Genomic DNA, 18,260 nt, shown 5'->3' on the forward strand with positions numbered 1-18,260 from the left:
GCTAATAGAATTAGTGTGGCATTCCGCTAAAGAATACATAGCTAATCGAGAATTTGAAAATAAAGAAGAACTGGAAAAAGTAGTCAATCAGCTTTTAAATGAAGGGGGATTGATTATTAAATGGAGTAGAAAACTTAAAAATAAGGGTAATGCTGTCAATATAACTTAGATGCGTAAAAGCTTATTAAATCAAGCTCGTCAAGGAACGGAAAAAATCCTAGATTGTCTCTATCAGGAAGTCAAAGAAAAGCTAAATAAGAAACCAATAACTTCCCGAAAAATAGCGAGAAAGAACTATTTAAAAGTCGCTAAGAAACGTCGTCTCTCTCAAAAAAAAAGACGGAAAGCTATTGGTCAACAACTGGGATATATTCAAAGAAACTTAGGTTATATAGACCAACTAATTGAATTAGGAGCCTCGTTAACTTGTTTGAGTAAAAGACAATATAAACTGCTATTAGTCATTGAAGAAGTCTCTCGTCAACAACGGGAGATGTGGTCAGAGAAAAAAACAAGGGTTGACCAGAGAATCGTCAGTTTAAGTCAACCTCATGTACGTCCTATCGTCAGAGGCAAAGCCGGAAAACCGACGGAATTTGGGGCAAAGCTCTCGGTGTCTTGTGTAGATAATTATGTATTTTTACACCGTTTGTCTTGGGAAAACTTTAATGAATCTCAAGATTTGAAAGCGCAAGTAGAAAACTTTAAAGAGACTTATGGTTGTTAGCCAGCAATCCGTTCATGTCGATAAAATTTATCGAACCAGAGAAAACTTGGCATGGTGTAAGGAAAGAGGGATAAGATTAAGTGGATTACCATTGGGAAGACCACCGAAGAATCGAAGCGCTGAACTAAAAAAACAAGCTCAAGAGGACAAGAGTTTTCGCAATGCAATAGAAGGGAAATTCGGACAAGCTAAGAGAAGATTTGGTTTAAATCTGTGCATGACAAAACTACCTGAAACTTCAGAAACGTCCATTGCTCTTACCTTTTTGGTTGTCAATCTTTCCCGACTGCTTCGGCAGTTTTTTGGGCTTTTTTGGCGAACAAAAGAACTAGGATGCCGCCAGCACTTTGATAAAAATTATGTTAAAAGTGATTTTACTCAAGTAAAACTTATCAGTTGAACGACAAATTATTGGCACTCAATAGCATAATTCTTTGAGCGACTTTTTCAGCAAGCCCTATATAAGTTAAACTTATCACACAAAGAATAAGAGAGCCAATCCGCTTCAACAACTTCGAGACAGAGGTGAACGCAAAGACGAATCCGACAGACCGCGCCACAATAACTCAAGGAAGAGGATAGTTCGTCTGAGAAGGGGTAAAACAGCGGAAAACACCTGAAACTCCCTGCTCTGTCAACCCCTAAGCTAGGGAGAGAAATATAAAGATTTATTAAATTGTAGCTTTTAATACAGTTGTGGGGGGGGGATTGTGTATTATCGTGTCTGGTTTTTCACACCAAAATACATTTTTTAAGAGGAATTTAGCCATGACATTGGCAAAACTTGTCAAAAACTCCGTGGGAGGGGGCGCAATACTTATCAGTCTGGCGGTAACTGGGACTGCACAGGCTGCTATAGTCTCCTATGGCGGTGTTGGAGCAACTCAGGGGATAGTCGCTGGTACGCTTAATATCGGTCGCCAATTTACCGTCACCGGGTCGGGCATCACTGTCATAGACTTGGGCGTTTTCGACTTGGACGGGGATGGCTTGGTAGAGTCACATGATGTAACCCTGTTTAAAATCAACTCAGGTGCAGGGGCAGCGAACGCCAATGTCTCAGCCATCACCGGCGGTTCGGTCAATATCGCCAGCGGCACTGGTGCTTCACTAGAAAGTTCCTTTCGCTTTAAATCCCTTACCAACGCCATCTATTTAGCACCGGGCGATTACTCGGTAATTGCATACGGCCTGGATAAAAGTGGCGATGCCTATGGTGAAGGTGGGCAGCTTCCTGCGGGTGGCAACGTCAGCAATATTGGCTTTACTCCTTTTGAGTTTGTCACTGCCAGTAGCCCTGCTTATCCTAGCGCAGGCGATGCTAATACCGCCTTGTCTGGCGCGTCTTTTCGTTACAATTTAGGCAACACTACCTCTACCTCTGTTCCCGAACCCTCCTCCATCCTCAGCCTCCTCGCCCTCGGCACCCTCGGCGCAGCTTCAACCCTCAAACGCCAACTAAAACCCTCTCAATCCACTGAAAAAGAAACCACAAAAATAGGCTAAATTGCCTCTAAAAATACCATCAATGCCCCTTCATTCAATCTTGAGGGGTTTATTTTTTTGCATTCCTACCTCAAAAAATTCTCAGTGACACTAGAAAATAACTAAAAACTCTGCTGGAGTAATAATTGGAATCCCTTGATAAGTATTGAGAATTAAAAGAGCATTATCGCCTGTTATGATGTATTGTGCCATTCCAGATACAGCTAATTCTAAAAATTTATTATCATCTAAATCGGAACAAACTCTCGTTTCATGCAATATATCAACAAATAAGCTCCTATTTTTAAGAGACGACAAGAAATCTAACCTATCATCTTTTTCTAAATATTTGTCAAATTTCTTTTTACTTATTCTCGTTGCCAATTCTTGATAAGTTGCCTCGCTCTGGAGAATAGTAAATTGACTGACTGCTATATTGATTACTTTTTTGGGTGTTCCTAGTGGATTGAGTAAAGCACTAATAAAAACATTGGTATCTATAACAACTCGATTAGGACTCATCTGCTAATAGTTCTGTTAGTTTATCTTCTGTCAAACCTTTAGCTTGAGCTTTTTTGCCGACTTTATCCATAATTGAGATAAGACTTTCTGAATTTTCCTCAATCGTCAGATTAACTTCTTGTTCAGGAGAAAAACCTAACTGAGCGATTAGTGTAGGAATCTCCGATACCTTAATATTTTTGAGAACTTGTTTCATGGCTTAACTAGGTGTATCTTCAACTTTCATTGTACCCTATTTAATCACATTTAACAGTGTTCCTCAAATCGTCCTCGACCTCTTCGCCACAACTTCAACCCTCAAAAGCAAACTAAAACCCTCCCAATCTACCGAAAAAAAAACACAAAAATAGGCTAAATTGTTTGGTAAAATACCATAAATGCCCCTTCAATAAATCTTGAGGGGGTTTATTTTTGGCATCTATTAATACTTCTAAAAATTGTCAAACTTATTAATGATGTCTTGAATTTGCTGCGCTGGGATGTCCGTTTGGTCAGATTTGGCATAGATGAGGAGCATCAAAACACAACTATTGTCTTTAAGTTGATAGATAACACGATAGCCGCTACTTTTGCCCTTTTGAATATCGCTGTTTTTGAGGCGAACTTTAAAGACAGTGTAGCCCGTCCCTGGGATTCGATCGCCGATGAATTTGCCTATCTGAAGGTCATCAATTAGGGGTTGTATATCAGTACGAATGCTCCGATAGCGTTTGGCGAGGGTGCGAAGTCGGTCTTTGAATTCATCAGAGAAAAGGATTTTAATAGAGGGGATTCCTTCAGACATCTATGCCATCCCACAGTTCAGAGATGGGATGTACTTTGCCTTCTTTAGCTTGCTGAAGAGAAATACAAAGACTGGTGAGGATAAGTTCTTTTGGTTCGTCGTCGGGGTCAGTGGATGGAGTGAGGATATTACGCGATACTAGCAATTGGTAGAAATCATCGAGTGCCATTCCCGTTAGTTCGGCTGCTTGTTCAAATTGAAGACGTTGCTGCTGATAGAGCATGATAGCGATTTCCGTGAGCATTTGAGCTTCAGTCATTTGGACTGTTTGCAGAAGTTCAGTGGGAAGGATGAGGCTCATAGAGGTTTCATTAAGTGGTGGTAACTTCATTGTATCGCCATTAAAAAGTAAACCACAAAAGTTGGCTAAATTGCTTCTAAAAATACCATAAATGCCCCCTTAATTTAGTTAGTTGAGAGTGCGAAACGCAGGAACAGCAGCCGGTTGTCGAGAGATGATGTCAAATCCCGTCATACTTTATCTTTATTTCTGACCGGCTGCCTAGAAAAATCAGAAAGTAAAAGTCGTGCGGATAGTACCGATAACTAAGGTGGAATTGTTGTTATTTGAGTTAGGAGAAGTAATCACGATTACCCCCGGAGTAAGGGCAATATTATCGGTGAGTTTCCACTCATAAAATCCTTCGATATGAAAGGAAGTATCGGGATCATTAGTGGAACTGCCATCATTTAATCTAATACTAGAACTAGATACCCAAGGCTGCATACCAACAATAATACCGGCCGTATTTCCTTCCTTAAATAAATCAGGAAAAGCCAAAGTTACCGCCCAATTCCAGATATCTAAATCCCCGCGTTCTAGTTGTCCATCTAAGGTGCTAAGGGTGATAGCTTTTGTGTAACCACCCCAACCACCGAGGACAAAACCATCGACAATTCGCCAAGTAAATTGTAAACCCAAACTATTATTAATGGTCGGGACAGCCTCCCCGAATAGTTCTTCGGTGAAAAATCGGAAATTCGAGCGCTGACTTCCCGTTCCCGTGTCTAATTGGTTATAACCATGAAAGTAGGATAAAGCAATGCCAAAATTATCGTTTGGAACATAACCCAGCTGCCCTAGGGCAGTATAGGAACCGTTAAATAAACCCGCTCCCGGGTTAGGATCGTTAGCATCCCCGGCAAGATAACCGGCGCTGAATTGGAAAGCCCCATAATTACCCTGTAAACCGAGTCCAGTTTGTCCGGGAGCAAAATAAAGGGGATTGCGAGTACCAAAAGCGGAAAGCGCCCCACTAGCGCCATCTCCATCCAAAAAGTTGAGGGTATTGGTAAAGTCATCTTTAGCACCTCCCGTCGCTTCTAACCAGAGTTGGATGTTTTCCGTTAGGGGGAAACTGTAGTTTAAAACTTCTAGTAGTAAATCGTTACCATCGGGTTGGGTAAAGGCTAAGGTACTTTCAAAAGTTCCCGTAGTATCGGCTAAATCAGCAATATTTCCCGTTGCTAGACGGGTATAGAGTAAATCTTTGCCTGTGAAGCTAGTATTTAATTCTAAACGGGCCCGATAACCAAAAGCTGGTACTTGGGGAATTCCTTCACCACCGTTTTTTTCTCCTGTGGCTACCCCATATAATGCCATCACCACTTCCCCAGTTAATTTAGTAGTGGTGGAAAATTGATTATTTTCCAGAAAAGCGACTCGATTTTCTAAGTTATCAACTCTAGCCCCTAAGGCCGCTAATTCTGTCTCGAATTCCTTGACTAATCGCTTGATTCTGTCTAGATCTTCTTTTAATACCGCTACTCCTTCTTGAATCAATCTTTCCAGGGTATTTAAGCAGGCATTCAACCCGGCGGCAAATTCCCAACGAGTTAAAGCGCGTTCACCGCGAAAAGTGCGGTCAGGATAACCTACTATACAACCATACCTCTCCACGAGACTTCTTAAGGCCTCAAAAGCCCAGGCGGTGGGAGAAACATCCCGCAATTGATTGACACTTGTTACCTGTGCCATGGGGTTACTAGAGAGGTTTTCGAGACTATTAGCCAGTACCGGGCCAGAAAAACCCAGTAATATCGCTGCTGTTAGGAAATTTTGCTTGATTTTCATTGCTGTCTCCTACACCTATAAGAATGATTATTGTTCTCAGTATAATTAGGTTAGCAAACTTTTTCCAGTCTGGCACTATTGCAAATATTTTTCAAATGTTACTCCAGATAAAATCTGAATTGCCTAGCATTTATTGGTTAAAATAAATCTTAAATGATAATAAAAGCAATAGGTAAATAATTTTATTTTTCCTAAAAACAAGATAGAGACGCTGCTGACAGCATCTCTAAATGATTATTTTTGGTTCAATTGAGGATAAAAAGGAGGTAACTAGCGCAATTCAGCGTTAAACTCGTTAAAAGAGCGTCTTTTTAACTCTACCGATTCTGATCGAGGCAGAAGATCAAAAACCTTTCTTAAGACATCATCCACATCTTCATACTTAACATTGCCCAAACCATCATAAACCACTTTACCTTGTTGGTCTAAAACCACCGTTTGGGGAACCCCACCGCGATAATAGTAACCCGGTTCATCGGGACGATAGGAAGACTTTAAGGGGATAGAATCGACAGTAACGGGGATAATACTGGCGGCGCGACCGTAAAACTCTTGAAAACGGGAGACAATCGCCGCAAATCGCTTACAATCACTACTATCATCCAGATAATAGACGATTATAGCTGGAATTTTCCGTTGAAAAGTTTCCGCTAAATTTAGACGCGGTGGTACGAGGGAACCATTACCCGCATAGACCACAAAAATATTACCATCGAGGCGATCGTCATCGATCCCCGCATAGGCGCTAGGGGTTAGCCAAGGAGACAAACTCGTCAGAGCAACAATAAGAAAGACAAGAAAGATCTGAAGACGCAGCCGATAACGAGATTTCATGATCAACAGGGTTAAAATATTAAGACAATTTTTAGTTTGACATACCCCACGCCGTAAACGGACGTGGATTCTTCTCGCATCACTGCTGAGAATTTCTGGCTCAACGAGTCCACTTGAATTAGATTCCTGGCGAAATCCCACCCAGAGGTGGTTCTCTCCTCAGACTTTCGCGACCTTACAGAAGCCTGTTCTCGTATGCCCTACGATACAGTTCAAAACCTCTAAAATAATTGGTTTCTCTGGTACTTGACGCTTAGAGCTTTTACCTATAGGAGCATTCCCCTATAGAACCCCATAACTCTAGTTTTCAAGGTGCGTTCATCCTGCGATGACTGGGTTTTTTAAGCGGTTGCTTACCCGGCCCGCTATTCTTAATATCATATATCAGATAAAGTCGCCCTAAAAGGGCGAGGCTTTAAACCCAATTTTTCGGTAAAAAATCTTGTGACCTTCGAGCGCGATAATTCCCAAACCACCTCGCGAGTCATTGCCGCTAACTCGCGCTTTGCCAATACTTATTATGCCATTCTAGGACTACATCCGAGTGCCTCGGTGATCGAAGTGCGACGCGCCTATCGGGAACTGAGTAAACGATACCACCCCGATACTACCGAACTCAGCCCCGAAGTGGCAACGGCTAAATTCCAGCGTCTTAACGAAGCTTATGCCACCCTGAGTAATCCCGATCGCCGTTCCCTGTATGATTTACAGATAGGTTACTCGCGCTGGAATGTCATCCAAACCATCCCCGATGGCGATCAACCCATAGCTAATCGTAGCGCCTATCTCGATCCGACCGATCGCCCCCTATCTTCGGGAGAGATTTTTGCTTTGTTTATCTTGGCACTCACCCTGCTGGGCTGCTTGTTACTAGCGGTGATTATTGCTATGCTTCGAGGAGAGAATGCCGTCACTGTAGCCCAATTATTTTTGATTTAGATGCGATGAAGATTCCCACTGCCGATACTCCCCTCTATAATCATCCCTTACCGGCGATCGAAGCATGGCTAGTTAAATTAGGTTGTCGGAAAAATACCGAGAATATCCACTGTTGGACTGTGGAAAAACCGACATGGAAAGCGGAAATCTGCCTCGAAATCGAAGAAATCACCGTTCGTTACTTTCGGGCAGCCAATGACGGCAGTGACATCAATCGCGCTTTTAAATACTCCCTTAGTCGCCAAGATATCGAATCGGCGGTTTTTTCTGGTCCCTAATCATCGGTTAAACTTTTGACTATCTAAGGCTTGCTCAATAAATCTAAAAACCTTGTTAGGTAAGACTTTTAGACTTTTTGGTTTCCAAACAGTACCAGATCTGGGAGTGATCGGGGGGAGAATTCAGGGACTTTTTCCCTGAAAATTGGCTAATTGACCACCTGAAAATCGGTAAAACCCCACACCCCACACCCAACCCCCCCGATGTCGGGGGGGTTGGGGGGGCCACACCCTACCCCGTTAAGACAGCACCGGAGTTGGTAGCAGGGAGAGCTAGTCCGAGCATTTGTACTAAATTGTCCGAGACACGCTGTCAATCCAGTACACTTGTTCAGACTGAAATCAACGCTCCCCCACAACTGGAACCGCTGCCAGCAGTGCAACCGTAGCAATAGGAAGCGGTTTGTACCTCTGTAATTACATCTAAACTATCCGCTTGTAATAAATCCGACAGGGTTAATTTTTGTCCTTGACTGGTGCAAGCAGCCAGATCCTCCATCTGATTAAAATCGCAGTCATAGATATTACCCAAATAATCAATGGAAAGCTGATTACGACACATCAAATGCTCGACAGTATCGCCATTAAAATGGTCTTCGAGGAATTGAAGATAGGGTTGATAGAGTTGCCGGTGTTCCAGATGGAAGCGCGTCCTGCCGACGGGTAGGTTAGTGATAGTAAACAGATTGTTAAAAGAAATATTAAAATGTTCTTGCAAGAACTTTTTGTAATCCCGTGTTAGGGATACCTGATCCGGTGTGAGAGAAAAATTCTCTGACTTAGGAATCTGGGGATTATAGACTAAATCCACAATCAAATTCGGCTCTTGAGCGTAGCCGAGACGGTTTAACCATTGTAAAGCGGCGATTGATCGATCATAGACTCCCAGACCGCGCATTTTATCCACATTATCGGCAAGATAACAGGGTAAAGAAGCCACCACCCGCAGCTGATGGCCAGCGCAATATTCAGGAATATCAGTAAATCCTTTCTCGAAATAAATAGTTAAATTCGAGCGCACAATTACCTCTTTCCCAGCCTTTCTAGAGATTTCCACAATCGGCTTAAAACCGTAGAGCATTTCCGGAGCGCCGCCAGTCAGATCGACGGTTTTAATTTGGGGAAATCTTGCGATCAGTTCGATAATTTGTTCGCACACTTCTGGAGTCATTTCTTCGGAGCGAACTGGACTAGCTTCCACATGACAATGGCTACAAGCAAGGTTACATCTTTTCCCCAAATTAATTTGCAGAACCGAGATTTTTTGCTTAGTTAAAAGAGTGTTTAGTTTCTCAACAAAAGGAGTCATGGGAGAGTAATCAGTAATCAGTGAAAGGTAAACAGTAATCAGTAATCAGTAATCAGTGAAAGGTAATCAGTAATCAGTAATCAATCATGACTGATTACTCACATCTAATAACTGAGGCTCTCCTAGACTGATTATAGCAAATTAGTAGTTTAAATGAGCCTAAACCCTTAAATAGCGTTGGGTTTCATGCTTCAACCCAACCTACGTTCTAATCAATGATAACTGATAACTGATAACTGATAACTGACGGATCAAACTTGTCTCGACGCTGCTTTTTTAACAGCAACCGCCTCCGTTATAGTGCCAAGTGGACTCGGTGATGAGGATATCTTCGGCAGAGAAACGAGCTAAGTTGCTCGCAGTTTTATCACAGACAGCCACCGGTAATCCTTTGGCTAAAATATGCCCAGCACCATCATCAAAAATTGCCTCCGTACCAGTATAAATAGCAGTTCTGCCCGTAAAAATACAAGCCCCATCTTCGGGAATAGCTACTTTAAAAGCAACGGAATCCAAACTTTCTAAGAGGAGCGGCTCGGCTAAATTATAACTCTGACAGTCCAGTAAACGATAGGGACGACGGGCCCGAATTTCTACCTGACCAAAACCAGCAGCAATCAACTGTTGAATATAATCATCGTAGGTCAAGGCCCCCGATAGACACATAGCGCGTAAACGCTGATCTTCTTGCAAATGTTCGGGAATTGGACGAAGGGCGATCGGATCGCTCATCAGTAAACGTCCTCCCGGTTTTAAGACGCGAAAAGCTTCCCGTAAAGCTAACTGTAAATCGGCTGGTTTAAAGATATTAAAAAGACAATTCTGCGCCACCACATCGACGGAGGCATCCTCCACCGGCAATTCAAAGGCAGAACCATCTCTAATTTCCACAAAATCGAGACTAAACCAGGGATTTTCCAGCAGTGCTTCGCCGAGATTTCTTTGGGCTGCCCAACGCATTTCCGGCACTGGATCCACCGCAATGACTCCCCCCGGACGACGGGAAAAATAGGCGAATTGCAGTGCTTCTAAACCACCACCCACACCCACATACAAAACCCTGGGAGAATTGCCCAATTCATTAACCTGCACCGTCGTGCCACAACCATAGTTCATCTCCTGCATAATGGCGGGGATTTTTAACCCCGGCAGTTGCAAGGGACTGCCCTGGACACAACATAGCCCCACTTCCGGAGTTTGGGCTACTTCGCTGTAAAATTTGGCAGTGGCTTCCAGATAAGTCATTTTCATCCTTTAAACTCCTTTTCTCTGATCAATTCAAGGATCGACTTCCCATCCTCGCCCAAAGCTATCTTAGCATTTGTACTGACCTATAACCCCTAACTGATCACCTTTAGATAGGCAAGTTCATCGGCGCTCAAATCCCAGAAACGGGTTACACTGTCTTTAAAGTTCGCCTCAAAAACAGCAATATTCACAAGGGCAAAAGTAGCGGCTATCCTGTTATCTATCAACTTAAAGATAATAGTTGTGTTTTATTTAAGATTGATTATTGGGAGTATAATATCCTAACCATTTAAGGATTTGTTCTGCTGGTGAAAGAGGTTTTAATTGACCAATAATGTAGATATTTGTATCTAAAAAAATTCTCCTAATTCATAACGCTCCTGAAACAGTTCTTGCTTAACTTCACGAATAAGCTCTAAAATCTGTTCCTGAGTTTCGATACCTGCTTCTTTAAATGCAGCTTGCATATTAGTACGCGCTTGTTCAAACTCAACTTGTTTGTTTTTATCGGGGACAATAATAACAAGTTCAACCTCTGTGTCTGTTGGCAAATCTTGATGGGGTTGCTCGATAATTAATTGTCCATCTTTGATTTTGGCTTTAGTCTGAATAAATTGCCTTTTTGATTTTTTCTCAGACTCAATCTGGTTTATTGCATCTATCTTATCATTTTTGAGCAACTACAGTTCAACAGCCCGATTGTGAGCGAGAAGTAGTTCAAGGCTGACCGCTGAAATAACTGATAACTGAGAAAACGGTAGCAATTTCTACCAAAAGTCCCAATAAAATTCGTTATTGTCATAAGGTCATGACGGAATGTAATTAAAACCAGAAAGAATGCGGATCGAGCAATTGCAAGCCTTTTTAGCCGTAGCCGATACGGGCAATTTCGGTCAAGCGGCGCGCCAGTGTGGAGTCACCCAATCGACTATCAGCCGCCAGATTCAATCCCTAGAAACCGATTTGGGCTTACCTCTTTTTCATCGTACCGCCCAAGCGAAATTAACCATTGCCGGCGAGAAATTACTGCCCCGGGCGAAACGAATTTGTCAAGAATGGACGAATATTCACAGGGAAATCACTGACCTACAGGCAGGAAAACAGCCGGAGTTGTGCGTGGCGGCGATTCATTCCGTCTGCGCCCACTATTTACCGCCGATTTTGCCGAAATTCTGTGCTGAATACCCAGAAGTTCAGTTAAGAGTTACAGCACTAGGCAGCGATCGCGCCCTAAAAGTGCTGCGGGATGGTTTAGTAGATCTGGCCTTGGTAATGAATAATCGTTTTCTCACCTCTAGCCCGGAGATGGTGGTAGAAATATTATACGAAGAAGCGATCGAAATTCTCATGGCCGCCAATCATCCCCTCGCCCGATACAAAGAAGTGCCATGGTCAGAATTAATCCCCTATCCGCAAGTGGTTTTCAAAGATGGCTACGGGATGCAAAGATTAGTACAAGAATGGTTTTCTCGTCAGGATGCCCACCTAAAAACTGTCATGGAATTAAACACCCTCGATGCTTTTCGCGGTGTGGTGCGTCAGGGTAATATTATCGCTCTTCTGCCCCAATCGGCCCTGATGGAGGCCCATAGCGATGCCACCCTCGCCATTCGTCCTCTTGCTTCCCCTAGTAGCGAAAATCCCCATCTTAATAATGGTAAATTTAGTCATCGTCTCACCCGTCAGGTAGTCCTTGTCACCACCAGCGATCGCCTACAGATACCACCGATCGCTCATTTTTGTCAATTAGTGCGGCAAATGCGGCAAATTATGGTTAAAAGCTTAGAAAATCACCACGTCCAGCCTTAGCAATCCCCATCAATCCCATTTACTCTTTATTTTCTTCCTTGAGATGAGCGATACTTTTCGAGAATTATTAAAAGCGATCGGTAGTGGCACCCATACGGGCAAAAATTTGACCCGTCCCGAAGCGGCAATGGCCACCAAGATGATGTTAACCCAAGAGGCAACCCCCGCCCAAATCGGTGCTTTCATGATTGCCCATCGCATTAAACGCCCCACCAGCGATGAGTTAGCGGGAATGCTTGATGCCTACGCCGAGCTTGGCCCAGAAATAACCCTAGAATCAGCCTCTTTTCAGCATCCGATCGCTATTTTTGGCAATCCCTACGATGGACGTTCTCGCACTACCCCGGTTACTCCGATCACTACTTTAATCTTAGCGGCGGCAGGGGTTCCCGTAGTCCTGCACGGGGGCGATCGAATGCCGACTAAATACGGTATTTCCCTCAGGGAAATCTGGCAGCAATTAGGAGCAGATTTTAGTCAATTATCCTTAGCAGCAGTGAAAGACTGTTTAATCACCACAGGATTGACTTTTTTCTATATTCCCCGCCATTTTCCCCTAGTAGAGAATTTTGTTACCTATCGGGAGCAAATCGGTAAACGTCCGCCTATGGCCACGGTAGAGTTAATCTGGTCGCCTTTTGTGGGTAATATTCATCAGATATCGGGTTTTGTTCATCCCCCCACCGAAGATCGTTTTCGCGAAACTTTTGCCCTGAGAAATATCTCTCACTTCACCACCGTGAAAGGATTAGAGGGGAGTTGTGATTTAGCCTGTAATCGGACGGCAATTATCGGTCTGGGAAATCCCACCGATCCCCCTTCCTTTCAGCGATTTTTCCTAAATCCTCGCGATTATGGCTTCTGTCCCTCGGATTATCCCCTGGAATCTTTAGAATTGCTCACCGCTAAATTAAAGGGTTTATTAGCCGGAGAAAATAATGAATTAACCGATGCGGCAATTTTTAACGGTGGTTTTTATCTTTGGCGCTGTGGAATTGCCCCAGATATCCCCACCGGTTTCCAGCAAGCAGAACAATCTTTACAGTCAGGAAAAGCCCTGGCTAAACTAGAACAAATCTCTAATTATCTGGAAAATCAGGAATAGATAGGAATAGGGTTGTAGGGAAAATTACTTCTAAATCAATCATTAATTCGAGAAGTTAGGCCAAGAAGGTAAACCCCAGACTTGGTTTCAAGATAAATACTTTTGGGAAAAAACTTTCCCGACTGCATCATTTTCTCGCTCCAGTGGGAAAGCTATGACTACGGTAAACGATTTAGAAGTTTGTAATTCCTATCACAGTCGCCCATAGAAAAGCGCTCATGTCTGCAATTAACCCCTCGACGATCAAAAGTGAATTTATCTCTCCCTCTTTTTCTATCTTAAAACTGAAGGAAAACTCCCTCCACCTAGATGAAGATTTTCTCGGCAGTGATTTAGAAGATGATTTAGTATCTAGTCCCCAAAAAAGCTACAGCAACGGCACAACTACCGACTTAGTATTTTTGTACCTACAAGACATCGGCAGAGTGCCTCTACTCAAACGAGACGAGGAAGTTGAACAAGCGCAACGGGTGCAGCGTCATCTGTCTTTAGTGAAATTGCGCGCCACTGCCGTTAAACAAGGTGATGCACAACTACAGCAATTTGTCAAGTTAATGGAGGTTCGCGATCAGCTAATCGCTCAATTAGCCCATTGTCCCCCCCTAGAACGCTGGGCAAAAACCGCGCAAATCAGCGTGCCTGAGTTAAAAAATGCTTTAAAAGCAGGAAAACAGCGTTGGGCGCACCTAGCGGGCTTAGAAGTGGGGGAATTAGAAGAAATTATTGCCCTTGGTACCCGTGCCAAAGAACAGATGATCAAGGCCAATTTACGTCTGGTGGTGTCGGTGGCCAAAAAATATCAGAATCGCGGTTTAGAATTATTGGATTTGATTCAAGAGGGAACCCTCGGTTTAGAACAGGCTGTCAAGAAATTTGATCCCAGCAAAGGCTATCGTTTTAGTACCTATGCCTACTGGTGGATCCGTCAAGGAATGACGAGAGCGATCGCAACTCAAAGCCGGCTTATTCGCTTACCGGTTCATATTACCGAAAAACTCAACAAAATTAAGAAGGCACAAAGGAAAATCTCACAAATGCGCGGTCGCACTGCGACCGTAGAGGAAATTGCCCAAGAGTTAGCTCTGACTCCTGAAGAGGTGCGGGAATTGTTGATGAAAGTGCCGCGTTCGGTTTCCTTAGAAATAAAAGTGGGTAAGGAAAAAGATACGGAATTATTAGACCTTTTGGAATCCGAAGCAGTGTCTTCAGAAAATCATTTTGTCGATGAATCTTTGCAAAGAGATATCAGAGAATTATTGGCAGATTTAACCACTCGCGAACGAGAAGTGATTGAATTGCGCTATGGTTTTCTCGATGGTCAATCCCATTCTTTAGCTGCTATCGGTCGCACTTTGGAATTATCCCCGGAAAGGGTACGACAAATTGAGTCGAAAGCGTTGCAAAAACTGCGTCAACCCCAGCGACGTAACCAAATTCGCGATTATTTTGAAGCGTTGAGTTAGTTAGATCATCAACAGAAGAACCCTGCTAGGGAGTTAAATACTCCCTATTTTTTTAGGAGACTTTAACTCAGCCAGAACAACGATTTGTCAGTTGCATTCCAGACGTTTTTGACGCTCTGCTAAGATTGTTTTTAAATTCGGTCGTCCGGTTAAGGTTAATCGCCAAGAAGCCCAAATTTCATAGATAATATCCACTAGAAACCCGATAACTGGCCATTTGGTAGCGGCATAAATCCAACCGATGCCTAAAATGCCCCTGTCCGGTTAATATGTCCAATTTTGTTTTGTCTGTAGGGTATAGGTTCCGTCGCGCACATTGACCCGATGGGGGATCAGCTTCAGGTCTCGGAAGATATTAGCTTGGTGTTGTAGGGCCGTCAGAGAGCGATCATCGATCGGGATAATGGCACGTTCAGAGGCCCTTTGTTCGAGATTAGCCACGATCGCCGGATCGATCTCGTGGTGAGCTGCCAAGCGTCTCGTCGCCTCTAACTCCTGTTGTTTGGCCCAGGCCCCCGCCTCGTTCACCTCCTCTAAAATCACCTTCAGTACATCGGGATAATCCCGCACCAATTCGGGAACCGCATAATAATAGGTCGGCACTTCTACAGAGGCGTTTTCCCCAAAGATACTCTCTAGATCGGCCAACGACCTTCCCGGATAGCTGCGCGTCTCCGTGGGAGAATAGGGAACCCAGACCACCCAAGCGTCGATCTCACCGCGACGGAAAAGCACCAGCGCTTCCGGTTGAGTCGCATACACCGGTTCGATATCGCTTAATTCTAGATTCACTCTCATCAGGGCGCGGATGAGGACATAATGGGCGCTCGAACCTCGATCGAAGGCGATTCTTTTTCCTTTTAAATCCGCCAAAGTCTCTATTGGCGAATCCTCTGGCACGAGAATCGCCTGACCTTTCGGGGCGGTATATTTCTCTTTGGCCACCCGGACGAAGACGTGTTCGGCCGCTTGGGAGAAAATACTCGCCGTACCGCCACCACCACAGAAGTCGATCATTCCGTTGCTCAAAGCCTCGATCAGAGAGGAAGCGGCCAGAAAACTCGTCCACGTTACCGTCACCCCCAAGGGTTTTAAGCGTCTTTCCAGAAAGGTCTGGGCGCGGAGAACTTCCAGATTAGTCATGCCCTCGGGATAGCCGATCTTGATGGTTCCTAGCCGCCGCGCTTGTTTGGCGAGGGGAGTGATAGGGTCGGGGGTTGAGCGCTTGAACCAGCGATCGAGCGCGATACAGAAGAGAATTCCGGCGATAAATAATCCCACGGTCTCTAATAGCCGGGGAGTGGTATTCCGGGGGAATTTAAAGCTATCGACGAGGTTCAGAATCGGGTTATCCGAGGGAGAATTTTGACCGACGGCGATCTCGCGTAGCGAGCGCTTTGCGTTCGTGTCGGAAAATCGAGCCAGGAGAAAGCTCCCCACCAGACTGGTCAAAAAAAGCAGCGCGGGAAGAACTCCCCGGCAATTTCGCCACGGTTTCCAGAGACACTTAATCGAACGGTGGAGCATGGGATTTCTCGCAGAAAACAAGATTTATTATCGATAAAGGGGACAAGAGGGAAGGGTTTCCCAACTCCCTCGGCATAGCTGCCATTAGTTTTATCTACATACTATAGAAATCCACGACTCCTCGATTGTGTAACAAAGTACATTTATAAATGTATTGAAAATGATATAGTTTCAAAATAAAATTGCGCCCGCATTTGAGAGATCGAGGTGGTATGGATGGATTGGTTGATCGAAATCGTCAAAATCGCGGTGGCCACCGGCATAGCCACCACCTTCGACGACAATATTTATCTAACCGGCTTCTTTAGCGAGGTAAATCGTACCTTTCGCCCGGTTCACGTTGTCGTCGGCGAGCTAGTCGGGTTTACGGCCTTGGTATTGGTTAGCTTGGTCGGTTTTCTACTCGGCCTAATCATCCCACCGATTTATATCGGTCTTCTCGGAATGCTGCCGATCCTCATCGGTGTGAGAAATTTACTGACGTTAAATCGCGATAACGAGAGGGAAACCGCAGATCGCAAGGTTAATTTGCGAAGAAACGCCCAATTTCATGGGTTTGCCTCCCGCAGACTATCCCTCGCTCAAGTCCTCAGAGATCGCCAAACCTATAAAGTTTCCGCGGTCACGATATCCAATGGCGGCAATAATCTCGGTATCTATATTCCCCTATTCGCCAATAGTACCGTGGCGCAGTTAGCCGTAATCATCCCGATCTGCTATCTAATCGTCTGTACTTGGTTATTTCTCTCCTATAATCTAACCCGCCAACCGGGGATCGCGGTTGTCCTCAGCCGTTATGCGAGTAAGCTTTTCCCTTTTGTGCTGATGTGGTTGGGCCTACGGATTATTCTCGATAACGGCTCCTATCGCCTGTTGATTCCCATCGGCTAAATTAGACCCCCTGTAAACGCCAATCTCCAGATCCCACGGGAGTCAAAATTCAGGAAGAGAGAATAAAACACCATTTATTTCCTAGGCAGAATTATCACATCCCAAGGGGTGATTCTGAGTAGGGTGTAGAGTTAGGAGATTTTAACTCAGCGAGAACAACGATTTGATGAGTTGCATTCCAGACGCTTTTGACGCTCTGCTAAGATTGTTGGTAAATTCGGTCTTCCGGTTAAGGTTAATCGCCAAGAAGCCCAAATTTCATAGATAATATCCACTAGAAACCCAATAACCGGCCATTTGGTAGCGGCATAAATCCAACCGATGCCTAAAATGTCATAGACTTGGCGAAACACTTCCACATTTTGAATGATAGTACCATCGGCTAGTACAGCATGGATTCGTCCCATGGCTGCCGCAAAGGAAATACCGCCATTTTCCTCCGGATTATAGTTTTCGGCGGCAATATCGACAAAAGCAACTAATCCTCTCCCAGCATCCCGTTTTTGCAGAAAATTGACCTCCCGCAAGCAGAGGGGACATTCTCCATCGTAGAGGAGTTTAATTTTCCAAGAGGGCGATCGAGTAGAATTTTCTAAGGTATCGGCAGATTGAGTCGGTAAAGATGACATGATCTTCTAGGGATTCTCGTTTTAGTGATTAGTGAATGGTTGGGGTTTGACAGCATTTTTCTTTATTTGTGGCAGACATAGTACTCCCCTCTCCCACCTCCTCCTTGAACGAATTCCCAGGGTTTGGGTGTGAGGGCAAGTGACCATCTCTGCCATGACTTTAGAAAAATGCCATGAAATGACTATAATCGTATCCATCGAAAAAAATCTATGATTGAAGACGTAAAAAGTGATTGACTTTATGGATTATCTGGGCTAAAGTGTGTGATGCAGATCACTTAAGTGTGTGAGGCAGATCACTTAGTTGTGTCGCAAAACTCAAGTTTGAATTGTGCTTATGATTCCAATCTTAGGACTATTTTCACACAGATGGGGGAAATACACAGGTAATGGTCGCCCATCAAAGACAGGCGATCTCGCGTAGCGAGCGCGTTGCGACCGCAAGCGGTACTCGTACTGTGAACCTGTAAATTTCTACTGATGGTGACATAGGTGTGCTGCTGGAGCGCAACAACAAGTTAAGCTTCCATGCTTTCTGTCTTGAATGCCTTATAATCTTTTCTAACTTATTGCCATGAAGTCAACCACTCTTGTAACTACCGCCGACTCATCGCCAGAAAACACCCGCGATGAGCA

Annotated in this window: 18 protein-coding genes and 3 pseudogenes; 9 read left to right on the plus strand and 12 right to left on the minus strand. The window is 44.1% G+C overall.

The features are described from left to right. The 3 genes and pseudogenes from MICAI_RS25780 to MICAI_RS26950 all read left to right on the plus strand — a co-directional run. Nucleotides 1-169 (plus strand): annotated as a pseudogene (locus MICAI_RS25780) (IS630 family transposase); the annotation flags it as partial. 12 nt (nucleotides 170-181) lie between these two features. Further along, nucleotides 182-1,127: pseudogene (locus MICAI_RS07430) on the plus strand (transposase); the annotation flags it as partial. Between the two features lie 368 nt (nucleotides 1,128-1,495). Then, nucleotides 1,496-2,233: a PEP-CTERM sorting domain-containing protein gene (locus MICAI_RS26950; protein WP_008199849.1), complete on the plus strand. Its 738-nt coding sequence runs from the start codon at nucleotides 1,496-1,498 to the stop codon at nucleotides 2,231-2,233. A gap of 90 nt (nucleotides 2,234-2,323) precedes the next feature. Here the strand turns inward: MICAI_RS26950 and MICAI_RS07440 are convergent, their stop codons facing one another. The 6 genes from MICAI_RS07440 to MICAI_RS07465 all read right to left on the minus strand — a co-directional run bounded on the left by MICAI_RS07440 (nucleotide 2,324) and on the right by MICAI_RS07465 (nucleotide 6,426). After that, the gene (locus MICAI_RS07440) at nucleotides 2,324-2,734 is read right to left on the minus strand and encodes a putative toxin-antitoxin system toxin component, PIN family (RefSeq protein ID WP_008199851.1); all 411 of its coding nucleotides are present in this window, start codon (nucleotides 2,732-2,734) and stop codon (nucleotides 2,324-2,326) included. Beyond that, on the minus strand, nucleotides 2,724-2,930 hold the full coding sequence (locus tag MICAI_RS07445) for a hypothetical protein (RefSeq protein WP_008199854.1): 207 nt from the start codon (nucleotides 2,928-2,930) through the stop codon (nucleotides 2,724-2,726). The genes MICAI_RS07440 and MICAI_RS07445 overlap by 11 nt, the downstream gene beginning before the upstream one ends. Nucleotides 2,931-3,164: 234 nt before the next feature. Then, on the minus strand, nucleotides 3,165-3,518 hold the full coding sequence (locus tag MICAI_RS07450) for a type II toxin-antitoxin system RelE/ParE family toxin (RefSeq protein WP_008199856.1): 354 nt from the start codon (nucleotides 3,516-3,518) through the stop codon (nucleotides 3,165-3,167). Then, nucleotides 3,511-3,849, minus strand: coding sequence for a UPF0175 family protein (locus tag MICAI_RS07455; RefSeq protein ID WP_008199858.1), 339 nt, complete (start codon nucleotides 3,847-3,849; stop codon nucleotides 3,511-3,513). Before MICAI_RS07455 ends, MICAI_RS07450 begins: the two co-directional genes overlap by 8 nt. A gap of 180 nt (nucleotides 3,850-4,029) precedes the next feature. After that, a complete protein-coding gene (locus MICAI_RS07460; RefSeq protein ID WP_008199860.1) occupies nucleotides 4,030-5,592 on the minus strand; it encodes an iron uptake porin in 1,563 nt (520 codons plus the stop codon). Between the two features lie 270 nt (nucleotides 5,593-5,862). Continuing rightward, the gene (locus tag MICAI_RS07465; RefSeq protein WP_039899801.1) at nucleotides 5,863-6,426 is read right to left on the minus strand and encodes a thylakoid membrane photosystem I accumulation factor; all 564 of its coding nucleotides are present in this window, start codon (nucleotides 6,424-6,426) and stop codon (nucleotides 5,863-5,865) included. A 444-nt stretch (nucleotides 6,427-6,870) separates the two neighbouring features. On the opposite strand from MICAI_RS07465, the gene MICAI_RS07470 reads away from it, so the two are divergent. After that, nucleotides 6,871-7,365, plus strand: a complete 495-nt coding sequence (locus tag MICAI_RS07470) for a J domain-containing protein (RefSeq protein WP_002736811.1) — start codon at nucleotides 6,871-6,873, stop codon at nucleotides 7,363-7,365. Nucleotides 7,366-7,370: 5 nt separating this feature from the next. Beyond that, nucleotides 7,371-7,643, plus strand: coding sequence for a DUF3143 domain-containing protein (locus MICAI_RS07475; protein ID WP_002779884.1), 273 nt, complete (start codon nucleotides 7,371-7,373; stop codon nucleotides 7,641-7,643). Nucleotides 7,644-7,974: 331 nt separating this feature from the next. On the opposite strand, the gene arsS is transcribed toward MICAI_RS07475, so the two are convergent. The 3 genes from arsS to MICAI_RS07495 all read right to left on the minus strand — a co-directional run bounded on the left by arsS (nucleotide 7,975) and on the right by MICAI_RS07495 (nucleotide 10,880). Continuing rightward, entirely contained in the window at nucleotides 7,975-8,952 is a 978-nt protein-coding gene (arsS, locus tag MICAI_RS07485) for an arsenosugar biosynthesis radical SAM (seleno)protein ArsS (RefSeq protein ID WP_008199866.1), read from the minus strand. 276 nt (nucleotides 8,953-9,228) lie between these two features. Continuing rightward, nucleotides 9,229-10,203 (minus strand): arsenosugar biosynthesis arsenite methyltransferase ArsM, encoded by a 975-nt coding sequence (gene arsM / locus MICAI_RS07490; RefSeq protein ID WP_008199869.1) that lies wholly within the window; start codon nucleotides 10,201-10,203, stop codon nucleotides 9,229-9,231. Between the two features lie 347 nt (nucleotides 10,204-10,550). Continuing rightward, complete coding sequence (locus MICAI_RS07495; protein WP_008199872.1) at nucleotides 10,551-10,880, minus strand: hypothetical protein; 330 nt, start codon at nucleotides 10,878-10,880, stop codon at nucleotides 10,551-10,553. A gap of 157 nt (nucleotides 10,881-11,037) precedes the next feature. Between MICAI_RS07495 and MICAI_RS07500 the strand changes: the two genes are divergently transcribed. From MICAI_RS07500 to sigC, 3 genes are all read left to right on the plus strand, one after another. Further along, nucleotides 11,038-12,009, plus strand: a complete 972-nt coding sequence (locus tag MICAI_RS07500; protein ID WP_008199874.1) for a LysR family transcriptional regulator — start codon at nucleotides 11,038-11,040, stop codon at nucleotides 12,007-12,009. Nucleotides 12,010-12,052: 43 nt separating this feature from the next. Beyond that, nucleotides 12,053-13,114: an anthranilate phosphoribosyltransferase family protein gene (locus MICAI_RS07505; protein ID WP_008199876.1), complete on the plus strand. Its 1,062-nt coding sequence runs from the start codon at nucleotides 12,053-12,055 to the stop codon at nucleotides 13,112-13,114. A 218-nt stretch (nucleotides 13,115-13,332) separates the two neighbouring features. Then, complete coding sequence (sigC, locus tag MICAI_RS07510) at nucleotides 13,333-14,577, plus strand: RNA polymerase sigma factor SigC (protein WP_008199878.1); 1,245 nt, start codon at nucleotides 13,333-13,335, stop codon at nucleotides 14,575-14,577. 67 nt (nucleotides 14,578-14,644) lie between these two features. Here the strand turns inward: sigC and MICAI_RS26955 are convergent. Then, nucleotides 14,645-14,829 (minus strand): annotated as a pseudogene (locus tag MICAI_RS26955) (thiol-disulfide oxidoreductase); the annotation flags it as partial. Nucleotides 14,830-14,841: 12 nt separating this feature from the next. Beyond that, a complete protein-coding gene (locus MICAI_RS07515) occupies nucleotides 14,842-16,104 on the minus strand; it encodes a sulfonate ABC transporter substrate-binding protein (protein ID WP_039899796.1) in 1,263 nt (420 codons plus the stop codon). A gap of 216 nt (nucleotides 16,105-16,320) precedes the next feature. On the opposite strand from MICAI_RS07515, the gene MICAI_RS07520 reads away from it, so the two are divergent. Further along, nucleotides 16,321-16,995 (plus strand): cadmium resistance transporter, encoded by a 675-nt coding sequence (locus tag MICAI_RS07520; protein ID WP_008199882.1) that lies wholly within the window; start codon nucleotides 16,321-16,323, stop codon nucleotides 16,993-16,995. A gap of 146 nt (nucleotides 16,996-17,141) precedes the next feature. Here the strand turns inward: MICAI_RS07520 and MICAI_RS07525 are convergent, their stop codons facing one another. Further along, nucleotides 17,142-17,624, minus strand: coding sequence for a thiol-disulfide oxidoreductase DCC family protein (locus MICAI_RS07525; protein WP_008199884.1), 483 nt, complete (start codon nucleotides 17,622-17,624; stop codon nucleotides 17,142-17,144). Nucleotides 17,625-18,260: the final 636 nt, after the last annotated feature.

This window comes from Microcystis sp. T1-4, assembly GCF_000297435.1.
Lineage (GTDB): Bacteria > Cyanobacteriota > Cyanobacteriia > Cyanobacteriales > Microcystaceae > Microcystis.